This window comes from Nocardia arthritidis, from assembly GCF_011801145.1.
Taxonomy (GTDB): domain Bacteria; phylum Actinomycetota; class Actinomycetes; order Mycobacteriales; family Mycobacteriaceae; genus Nocardia; species Nocardia arthritidis_A.
Window position 1 is genome coordinate 9,480,265 of sequence record NZ_CP046172.1, and the last position, 14,833, is coordinate 9,495,097.

The following is a 14,833-nucleotide window of genomic DNA, read 5'->3' on the forward strand; positions in this document are numbered from 1 at the left end:
GTGGGGGTTTCCATGACCATCGGGGTTTCGACACGGACGCGCATCTGGCTACGGTGGGTGGCCTACCACGCCGCCCCGCGCGCATTTCTCGCGATGCGAGCGCGGCAGGGCGACCCACTCGCCCGAATCATGGTGGGCCGCAACCGCTGCGCCGAGCTTTATCCGATGATCGAACGGGTCCGGGCCGACGGCAGGCTGGTCCGGACCCGGTACTTCACCGTGACGGCGGACCACGAGCTGTGCCGGACCATATTGCGGGACAACAGATTCGGCGTGCTCACCCCGGAAAATATGGATATGGGGCGGCCGATCCGCTGGATTCTGACGAAAACCGATCCGGGGCTGCCGAATCCGGTGGAGCCGCCCGCCATGGTCGCGGTCGATCCGCCCGAGCACACCCGATACCGGCGCCCGTTCACGAGCGCGTTCACCCCGCGCGCCATCGCGAAACTGAATGATCGCATCGTCGAGGTCACCGATCAGCTGCTCGACCAGCTGGCCGAGCGGCCCCGGCCGGATCTGATCGCCGATTTCGCCTGCCGGCTACCGGTCGCCATAATCGCCGAAATCCTCGGTGTGCCAGACGAAGATCACGACATGCTGCTGTCCTGGGGGCACAGCGGCGCACCGCTGCTCGACCTCGGACTCAGCTGGCGGACCTACCGCGAAGCGATCGCGATACTGGTCGACGGCGACGACTACTTCGACCGGCACATCGACCGGCTCAGCGCCGATCCGGACGCCAGCATCCTCAGCCACCTCGCCGAGCAGCGCGAGCTCGGCAGGCGGGAGCTGTCCGCCAACTCCACGCTGCTGCTCGGCGCCGGCTTCGAGACCACGGTCAACCTCATCGGCAACGGCATCGTGCAGCTGCTCGCACACCCGGAACAACTGGCGCTGCTGCGCGACGAACCGGACCGCTGGCCCAACGCCGTCGAGGAGATCCTGCGCTACGAGAGCCCGGTGCAGATGACCGTGCGCCGGGTCAACAGTGATCTAGAGCTTGCGGGACAACACCTTCCGGCGGGCACCACCCTTGTCCTGCTGCTCGGCGGGGCCAACCGCGACCCGGCGGCCTTCGACGACCCGAACCGCTTCGATATCACCAGAGCCAATGCGCGCGACCACCTCGCGTTCGGCAGCGGTATCCACGCCTGCCTCGGCGCGGCCCTGGCCAGGATGGAGGGCGCGACGGCGCTGCGGGCGCTGTTCGAGCGGTATCCGGACCTGCGGCTGGACGGGGCTCCGGTGCGGCGCGACCTGGTCACCCTGCACGGGTATCAGCGGTTGCCTGCGAAACTCGCGGTGCCCGTGGCACATTGAATATCGAGGTCAGCGTAGGGAAACGACAACTGTTCGAGGAGTCGCCATGCGGGCAGCCGTGGTCAGCAAAACCGAATTCGAGGTCAGGGAGCTACCCGCGCAGGCGCCCGGTCGCGGCCAGGTGCTGCTCGACGTAACCCGCTGCGGTATCTGCGGATCCGATCTGCACGCCCGCACACACGCCGACGAAATGGCCGATTTGGCCGCGGCCACCGGCTACGCGCACTTCATGCGCACCGAGCAGAGCATCGTATTCGGGCACGAATTCAGCGGGACGATAGCGGAATACGGGCCGGGCTGCCGCAAGCGCTGGCCCACCGGAACCCCGGTGGTCGCGCTGCCGATCGTGCGACAGGGTCGCGAACCGCACCTGGTGGGCCTGTCCGCCGCCGCGCCCGGCGCGTACGCGGAGCAGGTCGTCGCGCAGGAATCGATGACACTGCCCATCCCGAACGGACTCTCGGCCGAGCACGCCGCACTCACCGAACCGATGGCGGTGGCCTGGCACGCGGTGCGCAAGAGCCGAATTCGCAAGGGGCAGACCGCCTTCGTCATCGGCTGCGGTCCGATCGGGCTCGCCGTCATCAGCATGCTGAAGGCCGCGGGTGTACGCACCGTCGTCGCCAGCGATTATTCGCCGCGGCGGCGTGCGCTGGCCACCGCCTGCGGCGCCGACACCGTTGTCGATCCAGGAACCGAATCCCCGTGGGCCGCAGGGCCGAAGCGCGGCATCACCGGTGCCGCCGATGTGCTGAACCTCGGCTTCGACGCGATGGAACGGCTGCGGCTGATCCCGAATATCCCGTGGTGGTACGTCTTCCGGCTCGCGCACACCTTCAACGCCGGCCCATCCGGCCCCGTGATCTTCGAATGCGTCGGCGTGCCAGGCATTATCGATCAGATCCTGGCCGCGGCGCCGCCGATGTCACGCGTCGTTGTCGTCGGGGTATGCATGCAGACCGACCGCTTCCAGCCCGCCGTCGCCATCAACAAGGAGATCGAGCTGCGCTTCGTACTCGGTTACGACCCAGGCGAATTCCGGGACACGCTGCATATGCTCGCCGATGGCAAGGTCGATCCGGCGCCGCTGATCACCGGCACCGTCGGCCTCGGCGGGGTCGACGCGGCCTTCACCGCGCTCGGCTCACCCGATGAGCACGCCAAAATTCTGGTCGATCCCAGGAGCGGCGTGACCGTCCCTTAGCGGGTCGTCGCCAGGATCTCGTCGGCGATATCCTCGTCGAGGCTGATCCGGACCAGGGCCGCGGCCAGCGCGGCGGTGCGGTCCTTCGGCGCCAGGTCGGCGAGGCGGTCCGGATCGGCGGGCAGCCGAATCCTGCTGGCGCCCTTGAGCGCTCGCTCGTCGAAATGCGGGCGCACCCAGGGCCAGATGTCCTGCACCTCGCGCAGGAAGATATCGCTGCCGACCGGACCGATGCCCTGGAACTGCTGCAACAGCTGCGCGGCGTGTTTGGGGTCGCACCTCGACTCTCGGGCGAGTTCGCGCAGGTCACCGTGGTAGTGGTCGAGAACGCGGGCCGCATTCGCACCCAAGCGGGAGGCGGTGCTCTCGTCGTAGCGGCGGTAGTGGGCGCGGCCGAGCGCGTCGACCAGCTCCTGCCAGTCGGCGTCGGCCACCCGGCGCGGGGTGTTGTATCCGGTGTCGACCAGCTCCTTCGTCGCCGCCACCGCGATCCTGGCCGCGATCCGAGTGCTCAGCAGCTGGGAGAGCATCAGCAATTGGAAAAGCGGCGCGGGTTTGTCGGCCAGCGCGATACCCGCTTCGGCGGCATAGCCGGTACCGATCCGCTGCATCAGTTCCTTGACGACATCCTGCTGCCCCATGGTGGCCTCCTCTGCGGATATCGGAGACGTACCCACCAATCGGAAGCCCACACCATCCAGCCGGTCAAGCTGGGGAAACCCCTATTTTGTGCCGTTATCGCGGGATGAGGCTCAGGGTCCCTTCGGCGCTGCGGGCGGCGGTGAGGCAGGCGGTGGTGGTGAATTGGTCGGCCAGGGGATGGCGGGCGCGGGCGCGCCATTTGCGGACGGCGGCAACGGCTTCGGTGCGCTGACGGTCCGGGTGTGCGTCGATGGGGAGACCCAGGCGCAAGTGCGGGGCGATGCCGGAACCGCCGATCAATCGGTGCAGTTCGGCGAGATCGGCTGGGGGAAGGGATAATTCGTCGGTGCGCAGGCGGCCGAGCAGACGCAGTTCGGCGAAGCCGTGCACATCCGCGAGCAGGGTGCGCACCTGGGGCAGCAGCTGGTCCGCCGCGGTGCCCGGATAGGCGCTCAACACCCGGGCCAGGGCGGTCAGCGCCGAATGCGCCTTCAATTGGTCCGCGCGCTGGGCGAATTGGATATCGAGCACGGAACGCAGTTCATCGACACCGCTGCGTTTGGTCAATTCCGCGGCCAGCGTTGCCGAATCGCGGACACCGAGCCGGATCAGCGTGATCGCCATCCGAATCCCGAACAGCCCGAACCGCTCGGCGAGCTGGGCCCGCATTTCGGGTCCGACCGGCAGCGGCAGGTCGGGGCGGGCGAAACGATCCGCCGACAGCAGCGCCGCACCCAGATCGTCGACGTGCACACCGGCCAGCGCCTCGAAGGCGGCGAACTCCTGCTGCCGCAGCGTCGCCGCGGCGAAGGCGAGCAGTCCGGCCACCGGAATCACGGCCTGGCACAGGCCGGTTCGCTCCAGCTCACCCGCGAAACGCACGGCGACATCGCGGGCCGAATTCAATGCGTCGATCCGGCCCGCGCCGATCTCGTCGGCCCTGGACACCACGCCGACCACACCCAGTGGGCCCGGCAGGCTGGAAAGTCCCGGCCCCGCAGCGGTTCCCGCGCCGATCCGCTCCAGGAACCGGATATCGGCGGCGTCCAGCCTTCGCAGCAGATACACCACCGCATCGGCGCCGGGGACGGCCATACCGCCCGGATCGGCGCCGGGCGTGAGCAGCCGCGCGGTGCGCTGCGACACCTCACGCGACAGCGACGAGGTGCCGGGGGTATCGATGATCGTGGTGTGCGTGAGCGCGGCGGCCGGCCATTCGACCTCGAGACGGTCGATTTCCCGCGGCCCGGGAACACCCCAATTCAACTGTCCGAGATCGAATGTCAGCCCGTGTGCGCCTGCGCCGCGGCGCACGACGACATGCGCCCGCTGCCCGTCCGGCGCATGCGCGGTGACGCTCGGTGTCGAACCGTAGCGATACCAGGTGACCACCCTGGTGCATTCGGTCGCGTCGGTGGGGGCGATGTCCTGTCCGACAAGCGAATTCAACAGCGTTGACTTACCCGCCTTGAGCGAGCCCGCCAGCGCGACCCGCAGCGGCTGCTCCAGCCTGCGGGCGCAGTCGGCGAGCAGCGCGCGCGGCTGCTGATGCCCGGTGTACGCCTGTCGTGCCGAGTCGACCAGCCGATGCGCCTCGGCCACGATTCCGGGCGCCCTGCGCGCATCGGCTTTCATGCGGATCTCACCAGTTCTCCTCGGCACTCGCCGGGGCAGGACCATGCCCGGCTTCACCGCGACACCGTACCCGTGGACGCGGATCCGGGCGTGGGATCCGTGGCGGAGCCGGTTCGCAAACCCGGCTCACCTGTTGAATCCACAGGCTGTGTCGATATCCGCCGAGGCGGCACGGGCAGGCGGGCGAGGGCTCCCGCGTGTTCCACAGCGTGCGGAGCCGGGCCGACGGCAGCGGGTGGTGCGGACGCCAACTGCTGCGTCTGCATCGCATCGGCGTATCTGCGGAGTTCGGCGACCACGCGAAGCTGCCGCTCGAGAACGGCGGCGCGCTCGGTGCGGCGCGCCGTTTCCATCGTGGCGGCCTCCTGTGCGGCACGCAGGGATTCCTCGATGGAGCGCAGGCTGCGGTCGGCGACACCGGTGAAGTGATCACGTAGCGCCCGATGGATGCGGTGCAGGCGATCCTTGGATTCCTTACCCGCATGGAAGGCCACATCGTCGAGGAAACGGCGGATGGCCTGTTTCGCCTCGTTCCGGCGGCGCGCCAGCCTGGCCTGCTGCTCATCACGATAAGCCTTGCCGCCCACCAGGACTCCGGCGCTGATGGAGATCGGGTTGAGCATCGCCAGACCGGCGAACGTGCTGGCCAACCCCACCATCAGCACACCGCCGTACGATCCGCGCATGCCGACGAGCAGTTTGCTCACGATGCCGATATCGGGTTCCAGATCAGCCAAAGTGCCCGAGCCAGTGCGACTTTCGGTCGGAGACACATCGGGTCCGACATCGGGCAGATCCACCGCGCCGACCTCGGTGAAGTGCTCGGCGACCCGTTCGGCCAATTCCACGGCCCTGGTGTGTGCGATCAGCAGATTGTCACCTATGGCCAGATCGACTGTACCGCTGAGCCATTCGGATATCCGATCCCACTGTTTACCGGGATCGTTCTCGTCGATCCATTCGTCCGCGGTAGCGGCTATGCCGCGCAGCCGCTCGCGCAGATCGTGATCGACATCGCTCGCCAGATCCGTGACACCGTCGCCGAGCGTCTGCTGCCAGGCTGCGGTGCGCCGATGCAGTTGCTCGGCGGCGGTTTTCGCCGACTGCAACTCACGCACCGCGGCCGCGCCCTGACGTGGATCACGCAGCGCCACCAGCTCGCTTCCCAGCGCGAGCGCCAAATGTTCCGCGGCGGAATGGATATCGCGCGCCACCGCATTCCGCGTCAACAGCTGATCACGCGCGACCACACGATCCCGCAGGAACTGGTAGAGCTCGCCGAATCCGGATTCGCGGCCGAGCTGCGAATCCTGCAGGCGCATCGCGTGTTCGCGCAGCAGCGCCGAGACCGCAAGCACCGGGATATCGAGCCGCGCCCGCGCCAGATGCCGCAGATCCGCGGCATGCACCTGACGCCAGTGCGGATAGAGGTCGGTCTTGCCGAGCAGCAGCGCGGTCGACGGGCACAGCTCGCGCACCTGCCGCAGAAAGGCCAACTCCGGCTCGGTCAGCTCGGTAGACGCGTCGGAGACGACGAATACCGCGTCGGCCGCCGCGGCGAGTCCGAGTACCGTTGCCGCACCGGAACTTCCGTGCGCGCCGACGCCCGGAGTGTCGACCAGCACGATGCCGTCGGCCAGCAACGCATTCGGCAGCTGGATTTCCAGGCGCAGGATCCGCCTGCCCTGCGCCAGTGCGGATCGCGCCGAAATGCTCGCGATCTCATCGATCGGCACCGCCACCCGGATCTCGCCCTTGGTCGCGGTGTCGGCGGCGAGCACCAGATCGGCGCGTGGCTCCTGGCCGTGTACGAGCAGCGTGGTGACCGTGGTGGTCACGTCGTCGCCGACCGGGCAGATCGCGATATTCAACAGCGCGTTGATGAATCGGCTCTTGCCCTGGTCGAGTTGTCCAGCGATGACGATGCGGTGGCGCGGATCGCGCACCCGTTCCGCCGCCGCCTCCAAACGGCCGACCAGGTCGTTACGCCCGGCGGCACGGGCGGCGGCGATCGTCTCGCCGAGCACCGGCAGCAGGGGCGCCGCCGGTGGTCGAGCATCAGGTACAGGGGTACCCATCGGGAAGGTGACCTCTCTCAGTCCGGTTCGAATCCAGTGAGGTGCGAAACCTCAGTGCGATTCGAAATCTCAGTGCAGGCCGAGACCGCCGTGGGTATCGGTGGCCGCGCCGAGATCTGCGTGCGTATCGGCATGTACGCCGGTGCCGCCATGCAGACCCGAGTCGAGTCCCGAGCCGAATGCACTCGAAACATCAAGGCCAGACCAGGTATTCGCGGTCGAGTCGATGGTGGAGGCGACGCCCGAGTGCGTTCCGATGCCACCGCTCAGCCCCGCGCCGGTGTCGACCGCACCATGCGTACCCGCGCCGACGGTCCCGCTCACCGCGGCCCCGCTGTGCAAACCACTGTCGATCCCTGTGGAAACCCCTGTGCTCGAACCACTTCCGAGCGCGGCGCTCCCCACCCCGCCACCGAGATCCGATACGGCATGTGCGCCACCATCCACAGCACCACCCACGCCTGTGGAAATACCTGCCCCAAACCACTTCCAACATGCGCACCGGTATCCACCGCCCCGCCGACGCCGGCACCGACCTGCCCTCCGGCATTCACCGCGCCTGCCAACCCACTCGAAATACCCGTCTCCAATCCGGTCCCGACATGCGCACCGGCATCCACAGCGCCACCCACCCCACTGGCCAGCCCGGTCCCGACGTGTGCACCACTGTCAACCGCGCCGGTAAGTCCCGCAGTCAAATCCGACGCGGCATGCGCCCCACCGGACAGCCCCGTCCCCAAACCACTCCCAACCTGTGCACCGGCATCCACAGCGCCACCCACGCCACCGGTCAGCCCGGTCCCGACGTGTGCACCACTGTCAACCGCACCGGTAAGTCCCGCAGTCAAATCCGACGCGGCGTGCGCCCCACCGGACAGCCCCGTCCTCAAACCACTCCCGATCTGTGCACCGGCATCCACAGCGCCACCCACACCACCGGAAAGCCCGGTCCCCAAGCCCGTACCCACCTGTGCGCCAGTGCCAACCGCACCTGTAAGCCCAGCAGTCAAATCCGACGCGGCATGAACTCCATCCGACAGCCCCGTCCCCAAACCACTCCCAACCTGTGCACTGGCATCCACAGCGCCACCCAGGCCACCGGAAAGCCCGGACGCCAACCCCGTTCCAACCCCGAGCCCAGTCGACAACCCGGTCCCCACCTGCGCCCCGGTACCGGCAGCCGCCGTCAGGCCGCCCGAAACCGCCGAGCCAATGTTTCCAACCGAATCAGCCGTACCGTGCAAGCCCCCCGTAAGAGCGGACCCCACCTGTGCACCAGCTCCGGCATCGATGCCTGTGGACAGACCGGCACCCACCTGCGCCGCAGTACCGACCGCACCCGTCAAACCGGTGGACAAGCTACTACCCACAGCCGCACCAGAATTCGCAACACCCTGCACACCGGCCGCAAGGTCGGATCCGGCATTCACCGCCGCACCGAGACCAGTGGACAGTCCGGCCCCGACCTGTCCAGCGGAATCCGCCGCACCCGTCAGTCCACTGGAAACGCTGTCGCCCACGGCCGCACTGGAATTCACTGCGCCCTGCAGATCAGCAGACAGATCCGTGCCAACCTGCGTACCAACATCGGCGGCGGTACCGAGTCCGGTCGACAGACCAGTCTCCAGACCGGCACCCGCCTGCGCCGCAGTACCGACCACACCCGTCAAACCCGTGGACAAGCCAGCCCCGACCTGCGTGACCGAATCCGCCGCAGCCATCAATCCACTGGAAACGCTATCGCCCACGGCTGCGCTGGAATTCACCGCGCCCTGCAGACCGGCAGACAGATCCGAGCCAACCTGCGTACCGACATCGGTTGCGATGCCGAGTCCGGTCGACAGCCCAGTCTCCAGCCCGGCACCCGCCTGCGCCGCGGCATCAACCGCACCCGTCAAACCCGCGGACAAGCTACTGTCAACGGCCGCACCGGAATTCGCGACGCCCTGCGCACCGGCCGCAAGATCGGATCCAGCGTTCACCGCCGCATCGAGACCAGTGGACAGACCAGCACCGACCTGCGTGACGGAATCCGCCGTAGCTGTCAGCCCGCCGGAGAGGCTGTTGCCAACGGCCGCACTGGAATTCACCGCGCCCTGGAGATCAGCCGACAGATCCGAGCCAACCTGCGTACCAACATCGGTGGCGGTGCCGAGTCCGGTCGACAGGCCAGTCTCCAGACCGGCACCCGTCTGTGCTGCGGCATCAACCGCACCGGTCAAACCTGTGGACAAGTTACTGTCAACGGCCGCACTGGAATTCACTGCGCCTTGCAGAACGGTGGAAAGGTCGGAACCGATTTGGGTTCCGGTGGAGAGGCCGGTTTCCACATTGGTGGCTGCCTGGGTGCCGAGGGTGCCGGTCAGGGCGGTCGACAGGTCTGCTCCGGTGTTGGCGCCGGCTTGCAGGTCGGTGGAGAGGTCGGTGGCGGCGGTTGTCGCGGCTTCGAGGCCGGTGGTCAGTTGGGTGGTCGCGTTCAGGGCGGTGCCGAGGTTTGCGGCGGCGTCGGTTATGCCGGTGAGGGCGGCGCCCGCGTCGGTGACGCCATGCAGGGCAGCGGCTACATCGCCGCCGAATCCGTTGGATACCAAAGCATTCAGACCGGTCGCCGCCGATGCGGCACTGTCGATGGCACCGGTGAGGCCCGCGCCGAGACCGGCGGCGGCCTGCAGTCCGGTGGCGAGATCGGCTCCCGCGTTGGCCGCGCCTTGGAGTCCGGCGGCGACGTCGGCGCCCACCTGTGTACCGGTGTCGGCGGCGCCGAGCAGGCTTGTGGACAGGCCAATGCCGGTGGACAGGCCGGTTTCCAGACCGGTCAGTGCCTGCGCGCCTGCGCCGAGCGCGCCGTTGATTCCCGCCGCCAGGTCGGCTCCCGCGTTGGCGAGGGCGCCGACATCGACTCCCGTCTGCAGGCCGGTGCCGAAACCACCATTCACATCGAGGCCGGTGCCGACGTCGGCGGTCGCGCCCGTTTGTACGGCGGCCCCCAGGTTCGCCGCGGCATTCGTCTCCGCCGCGGCGACGGACTGGCCGCCCGCCGCGATGATGGCCGAGAGCTGAGAGCCGCCGGTGATCAGCGCCGACTCGGCGACCATCGGCGCGACCGCGGCGATATCCTCCGGTGTCACCGCGCCGAGACCGGCGGCGGCCAGGGCTTCCGCCGGATTGGCGCAATACCCGACCGCGGCGTCGGGGTGGCGCAGCAGGTTGAGGATGAACTCCAGAATCGCGTTGGGTGTCATCGAGAATCGTCTCCTCCAGATGGGCGGACCAACCCGATCCGCTGCCGTTCGAATGAATTCCACGCTAGGTAGCCACCCGGTTACCGCGAAACGGGGTGAGCCCCTACATCGCCCGTGCGGGATGCGTTAGGGGCGCGGCATCCATTAGGGGAATCACCCCGAACTTTCCCTATGCGGTAACGGTGGCCGCCCAGCAAACGACAGATGTGTACGGGTCAACCGATCCGCCCAGTCATTCCGTACTACTCATAGCGATACCGGCCAACACAGTTTTCGATCGGGGATCTCGTAATGACAGAGCGTCTGGCGCTCGGCATCAATGTCGGAGCGTCGAATTCGGTCGCCGTGGCGGCTGTGGGGGACGGTAGCGATTCGGACAATGGTCCAGCAGATGGGGGTTCGGTCAGCATTCATCCGAGCGTGTTGCGGCTCACCCCTGATGCGCCGCCCGCCTTCGGCACGAGGGCCAGGGTGCGCGGCAGGCATTCCAACGACGTGGTCGTCGAGGGCTTCCTGAACCGGGTGGGCGATCCGGTCGACATGCTCACCGAGGATGGCGCCACCCATCCCGCCGCCGATCTGGTGGCCACCGCACTCACCTGCTTGATCGACGAAATGTCCACGCGCGCAGGCCAATCGGCATCGGCCACGATCGCCTGCCACCCGGCGTGGTGGTCCAAGCACACCGTCGATATCCAGCGCGATGCACTGGGCCGCGCCGGCCTCACCGATGTGACGCTCGTCCCGGAACCGCTGGCGGCACTGCGCTGGCTCACCGCGACGCACGGCCCACTCGGCGACGGCGCGGTGGCGGTATACGACCTCGGCGCGGGCGGCCTGACCGTATCGGTTTTGCGCACCGGTGAGCAGTCGGGCCTACTCGGTACGCCACTGCGCAGTACCGATATCGCGGGTGCCGAATTCGATCTGTTGACCATGCGCCATGTGCTGGCCAATGCGCTGGGCGGAAATGATTTCGATCCATTCGACCCCGTTGTCGAACGAGAATTGGCGGCATTGCGCATACGCTGCCGAAATGCGAAGGAAGAGCTTTCCATTAATACCGCGACGGTGGTCGCGGTGCGACCGCGTCCGGGTGACCAACGCGATCAACAGATCCGGCTGGTGCGTGACGAACTCGAGGAGTTGCTGAGAGGTCCGCTCTTGGCCTCGACCGACCTGATCCGGGACGCCGTGCACCGCGCGGGTCTCGAGGTGGGCGATATCGGCCGGGTGTTGTTGACCGGCGGCGGTGGTGCTATTCCGCTGGTGGCCGAGCTGATTTCGAGCGAGTTCGGCCTGCCGGTGGTCGCCGCGCCCGATCCGGCGCAGACCAGCGCCCGCGGCGCCGCACTGCTGGCGACGGATCTGCTTGCCGAAATCCGAAGTCTCGCACCGACTCCGATCGTCGCGCGACCGGATATCGAACCGACACCGAAAACCAAGGAGCTTCCGGCACTTTCGAGCGCCCCGACATTGCCCGAGCCGCCGAAGCGCAGCGGCCTCACCGGCAAGCAGCGCGCCGCGATCATCGCGGGCACCATATTCGCCATCGGCGTGCTGACAACCGGCACGGTCGCGATCGGCACCGGCATCCAATCCGGTCCGAATCACGCTCCCGCGGTGCAGGATACGACAACGACTCCCGCACCGGTTCAGGTCGCGGCACCATCCGGTGCCCTCGACCCCACCACCGGACGCGCCGTCTCCCCCGCCGCCGACACCACCGGCGGCAAGGCGAAACCCACCGGCGCCCAACAAACTCCGTCGAGCGACCCGGCGATCGTCGCGGTGAACAACCCGCCCGCCACCGGCCAGCCGGATCCAGCCGCCCCGGCAGCACCCGCACCACAACCGAACCCACAACCGAACCCCCAGCCACCCACGGCACCGCAGCAGCCACCACCGCAACCCCCGGCGCTACCGTCACCGCCGACGCTGCCGAACCTCGGTGACACCGTGGACAAGGTGGGCAGCGCGGTACCGACGGCATTGCCCGTACCGCCGGTGATCCAGGGAGGCCACGGTGGCTGATACGGCATTCGACACCCTGCCCTCGGCCCGGGAGATCTTCCGCGAACTCGATTCCGCCGATCGCGAGCCGGTGGTCTATCTGATCCGGGGTCGGTCCTGCACCGGCAAGTCCACCCTGCTCGCCGCGGTCCGGACGAGGTTGCGGGCCATGGGCGTCTCGACACACGAGGACCCCGCGGCCCTCTTGCCCGATACCAACGAATCCGAGTACGCCGCAACAACTCTCGTCGTCGAGGGAGCGCACCGGATCATCCCGGCCGCGTTCGGCGGCCCGCCGCCGCGGATCGAGGCCGAACACAACGGTCGCCCGAACCCGGCCGCGCTGGTGGTCGACAACGCGCAGACGCTGAGCCGGCATCAGCTCGAACAAATCTGCGCCACAATCGAATCCGGCGATCACACGGTGGTGATTGCCGCCCAGCCACGCCCGCACGACCCGAATCTGCGCGCCCTCACCGACCTGGTGTCCAGGCGCGGCCGCGTCGTGGATCTGCGCCCGCTCGGCGTCGCCGATATCGCGCCGTTCGCAAGGGAATTGGGGCTGACGGTGCCGCGACCGGTGGCACAGCACATCCATCGGCAGACAGGCGGCATCCGCGGCGGTGTCGTCGCGGCGCTGGCCGCCGCCTGCTCGGCCCGGCTCGACGCGGGGATCCGCGCGGTGGACGATGCGGTGACCGCGTGGACCCGCGCCCTGCTCGACGATATCGAGCCGGATCTGCTGGAAACCTTGGTGGTCGCCACCACCGGCGCCGGCCTGGACGCCAGCGAGCTCACCGAGGTGCTGGATGTGGAATCCGCTGCGGCACAGGATCTTATCGACCGAGCCAGGGCGAGTGCCCTGGTAACCGATGCCGATCTGCTGCTCACCCCTGCGGTCGCGCCGCTGCGCACCCTGCTCGGCGATCGACGCTTCGTCGGAGTGCAGCGCAGGCTGCTCACCGCCCGCCTGGACGCGGGCCTGCTGCGCGACAACACCGCGCTGCTGCTCGCCGAGTCCGGGGTGCGGGATCGGCGGCTCGCCGAATTCCTCACCGCGGCAGCGGAAAAGGCGGGCCACGAGGCCGTCCGCTACTACGCCGCCGCGGCGGCGACGGGCGCCGATCCCGATGACATCGCGCTGCGCTGGGCCGAGGCGGCCGCGCGCGTCGGCGACGGCGACACCGCGATGCGGCTGGCCGAACCGATGCTGGCCAGGCAGGGCGTCGCCGGGCCGGATCTCGCTGCGGCGGTACGGATCTGCGCCGCGGTGCTGACCAGGCGCGGGTTGGTGAGCCGGGCCGCCCAGCTCTATACCTGGCTGGGTCCGCGGCGGGTCGGCGCCGATTGGGCGATCGGTGCGACGGTGCTCTACCTCGCGGGCGAGGTTTCCGGTGCGGCGGCCATGTCCGCGTCGGCGGCGCAGTGGCCGCCGACCGAGGCCAACGCGCACGCCCGGCTGATCGCGACCTCGCTGGAGCAGACCATCGTCCGCAATCCGGGCGAAATCGGCACCGCCGCAGCCGTTTCCGCGCTGGTACAGGCGTCGTACGCGGATGCGAGCGTCGACCGCTTCCTGCCGTGCACCGCGGCGTCCATCGCGGCGCTGCTGTGCCTGAGCACCGGCGAGCCCCGCCGCGGCGTCGACGCGCTGCGCCGCGCGGACAGCGGCGGTCTGCGCTGCCATCAGCTGCAGGTGCTGGCCGCCTGGACCGCCATGCTCGGCGGCGACGAGCAGGCCGCGGCGGCCGCGGCCGCGACCATCGACCATGAAACGCTCGACATCCGCGACCGGCTGCTGGCCCACGCGGTCACCGTCGGGCTGGCCCGGCGCAGCGGCGATCACGCCGCGCTGGCCAAGGCCTGGCAGGCGGCCCGTCCGCTGTTCGACGACGTCGACGCCGATCTGCTCGCCCTGCTGCCGATCGGCGAGCTGTGGCTGGCCGGCATTCGCCTGCGGGACGAGCGCCGCATCGCACCGCTGGTCGATGCCGCGCTCGGGCTGCTTCGCCGCCTGGGCAGTCCACCGGCCTGGGCCAACGCTTTTCACTGGTACGGCGTGCAGGCCGCGATCGCGCACGAGAGCCCGGACGAGTTGCTGCCGCATGCGCGCGCACTGAAGGCCGCGGCGGAATCCGGCGATCGGCATGCCGCGGTGCTGGCCGCCGCCGGCCGCACCTGGGTGCTGGTGCTGCGCGGTGAGGTGGCGGCCGGTCCCGTCGAAACGGCCGTCGCGCAACTCGGCGAAATCGGCCTGACCTGGGATGCGGCCCGGCTGGCCAGCGAGGCCGCGCTGGCCGCAGCCGATTCCGCGACCGCGACCGCGCTGCTGAAGCTGGCCAGGACGGTGCGCGCCGAGGCACGGCCGCCTGAGCGTCCGGCTCGCCCGGCGCCTGCCGTCACATCGCCGGGAGCCCAGGCGAGCAGACCCGAACCCGCCCCGCTGGACGGGTCGGCCATGCTCAGCGAGCGCGAGCGCGAGGTCGCCGAACTGGTGCTGCTCGGCCTGACCTACCGGGAGATCGGCGCACGCCTGTACATTTCAGCGAAGACGGTCGAGCATCATGTGGCCCGCATTCGGCGTCGGATCGGTGCTCGTTCCCGATCGGAGTTATTGTCGATGCTCCGCGCCATGGGACACGGCTCGCTGCTGGTGTGACCATGTAGTGCCAGCAGGATCCGAAGCGAGGTATAGA

General features: G+C 68.7%; 9 protein-coding genes and 1 pseudogene. 4 read left to right on the forward strand and 6 right to left on the reverse strand.

Annotation, left to right across the window (positions count from 1 at the left end; genetic code table 11):
• The first annotated feature begins 12 nt into the window (after nucleotides 1–12).
• A complete protein-coding gene (locus tag F5544_RS43155) occupies nucleotides 13–1,323 on the forward strand; it encodes a cytochrome P450 (RefSeq protein WP_167478472.1) in 1,311 nt (436 codons plus the stop codon).
• 46 nt (nucleotides 1,324–1,369) lie between these two features.
• Complete coding sequence (locus F5544_RS43160) at nucleotides 1,370–2,527, forward strand: zinc-binding dehydrogenase (RefSeq protein ID WP_167478473.1); 1,158 nt, start codon at nucleotides 1,370–1,372, stop codon at nucleotides 2,525–2,527.
• Here the strand turns inward: F5544_RS43160 and F5544_RS43165 are convergent.
• The 6 genes and pseudogenes from F5544_RS43165 to F5544_RS47705 form a co-directional block, all read right to left on the reverse strand.
• Nucleotides 2,524–3,168 carry an endonuclease gene (locus tag F5544_RS43165; protein WP_167478474.1) on the reverse strand — a complete coding sequence of 215 codons (645 nt, stop codon included), beginning with the start codon at nucleotides 3,166–3,168 and terminating at the stop codon, nucleotides 2,524–2,526. The genes F5544_RS43160 and F5544_RS43165 overlap by 4 nt on opposite strands.
• Before the next feature lie 94 nt (nucleotides 3,169–3,262).
• Nucleotides 3,263–4,804, reverse strand: coding sequence for a dynamin family protein (locus F5544_RS43170; protein WP_167478475.1), 1,542 nt, complete (start codon nucleotides 4,802–4,804; stop codon nucleotides 3,263–3,265).
• A 53-nt stretch (nucleotides 4,805–4,857) separates the two neighbouring features.
• Entirely contained in the window at nucleotides 4,858–6,882 is a 2,025-nt protein-coding gene (locus F5544_RS43175; protein WP_167478476.1) for a dynamin family protein, read from the reverse strand.
• Between the two features lie 69 nt (nucleotides 6,883–6,951).
• Nucleotides 6,952–7,206: a hypothetical protein gene (locus F5544_RS43180; RefSeq protein WP_167478477.1), complete on the reverse strand. Its 255-nt coding sequence runs from the start codon at nucleotides 7,204–7,206 to the stop codon at nucleotides 6,952–6,954.
• Nucleotides 7,203–9,977, reverse strand: coding sequence for a beta strand repeat-containing protein (locus tag F5544_RS43185; RefSeq protein ID WP_167478478.1), 2,775 nt, complete (start codon nucleotides 9,975–9,977; stop codon nucleotides 7,203–7,205). Before F5544_RS43185 ends, F5544_RS43180 begins: the two co-directional genes overlap by 4 nt.
• Nucleotides 9,978–10,124, reverse strand: a pseudogene (locus tag F5544_RS47705) (IniB N-terminal domain-containing protein); the annotation flags it as partial.
• A gap of 291 nt (nucleotides 10,125–10,415) precedes the next feature.
• Between F5544_RS47705 and F5544_RS43190 the strand changes: the two are divergent.
• On the forward strand, nucleotides 10,416–12,158 hold the full coding sequence (locus F5544_RS43190; protein ID WP_167478479.1) for an Hsp70 family protein: 1,743 nt from the start codon (nucleotides 10,416–10,418) through the stop codon (nucleotides 12,156–12,158).
• Nucleotides 12,151–14,796 (forward strand): LuxR C-terminal-related transcriptional regulator, encoded by a 2,646-nt coding sequence (locus F5544_RS43195; protein WP_167478480.1) that lies wholly within the window; start codon nucleotides 12,151–12,153, stop codon nucleotides 14,794–14,796. The genes F5544_RS43190 and F5544_RS43195 overlap by 8 nt, the downstream gene beginning before the upstream one ends.
• The last annotated feature ends 37 nt before the right edge of the window (nucleotides 14,797–14,833 follow it).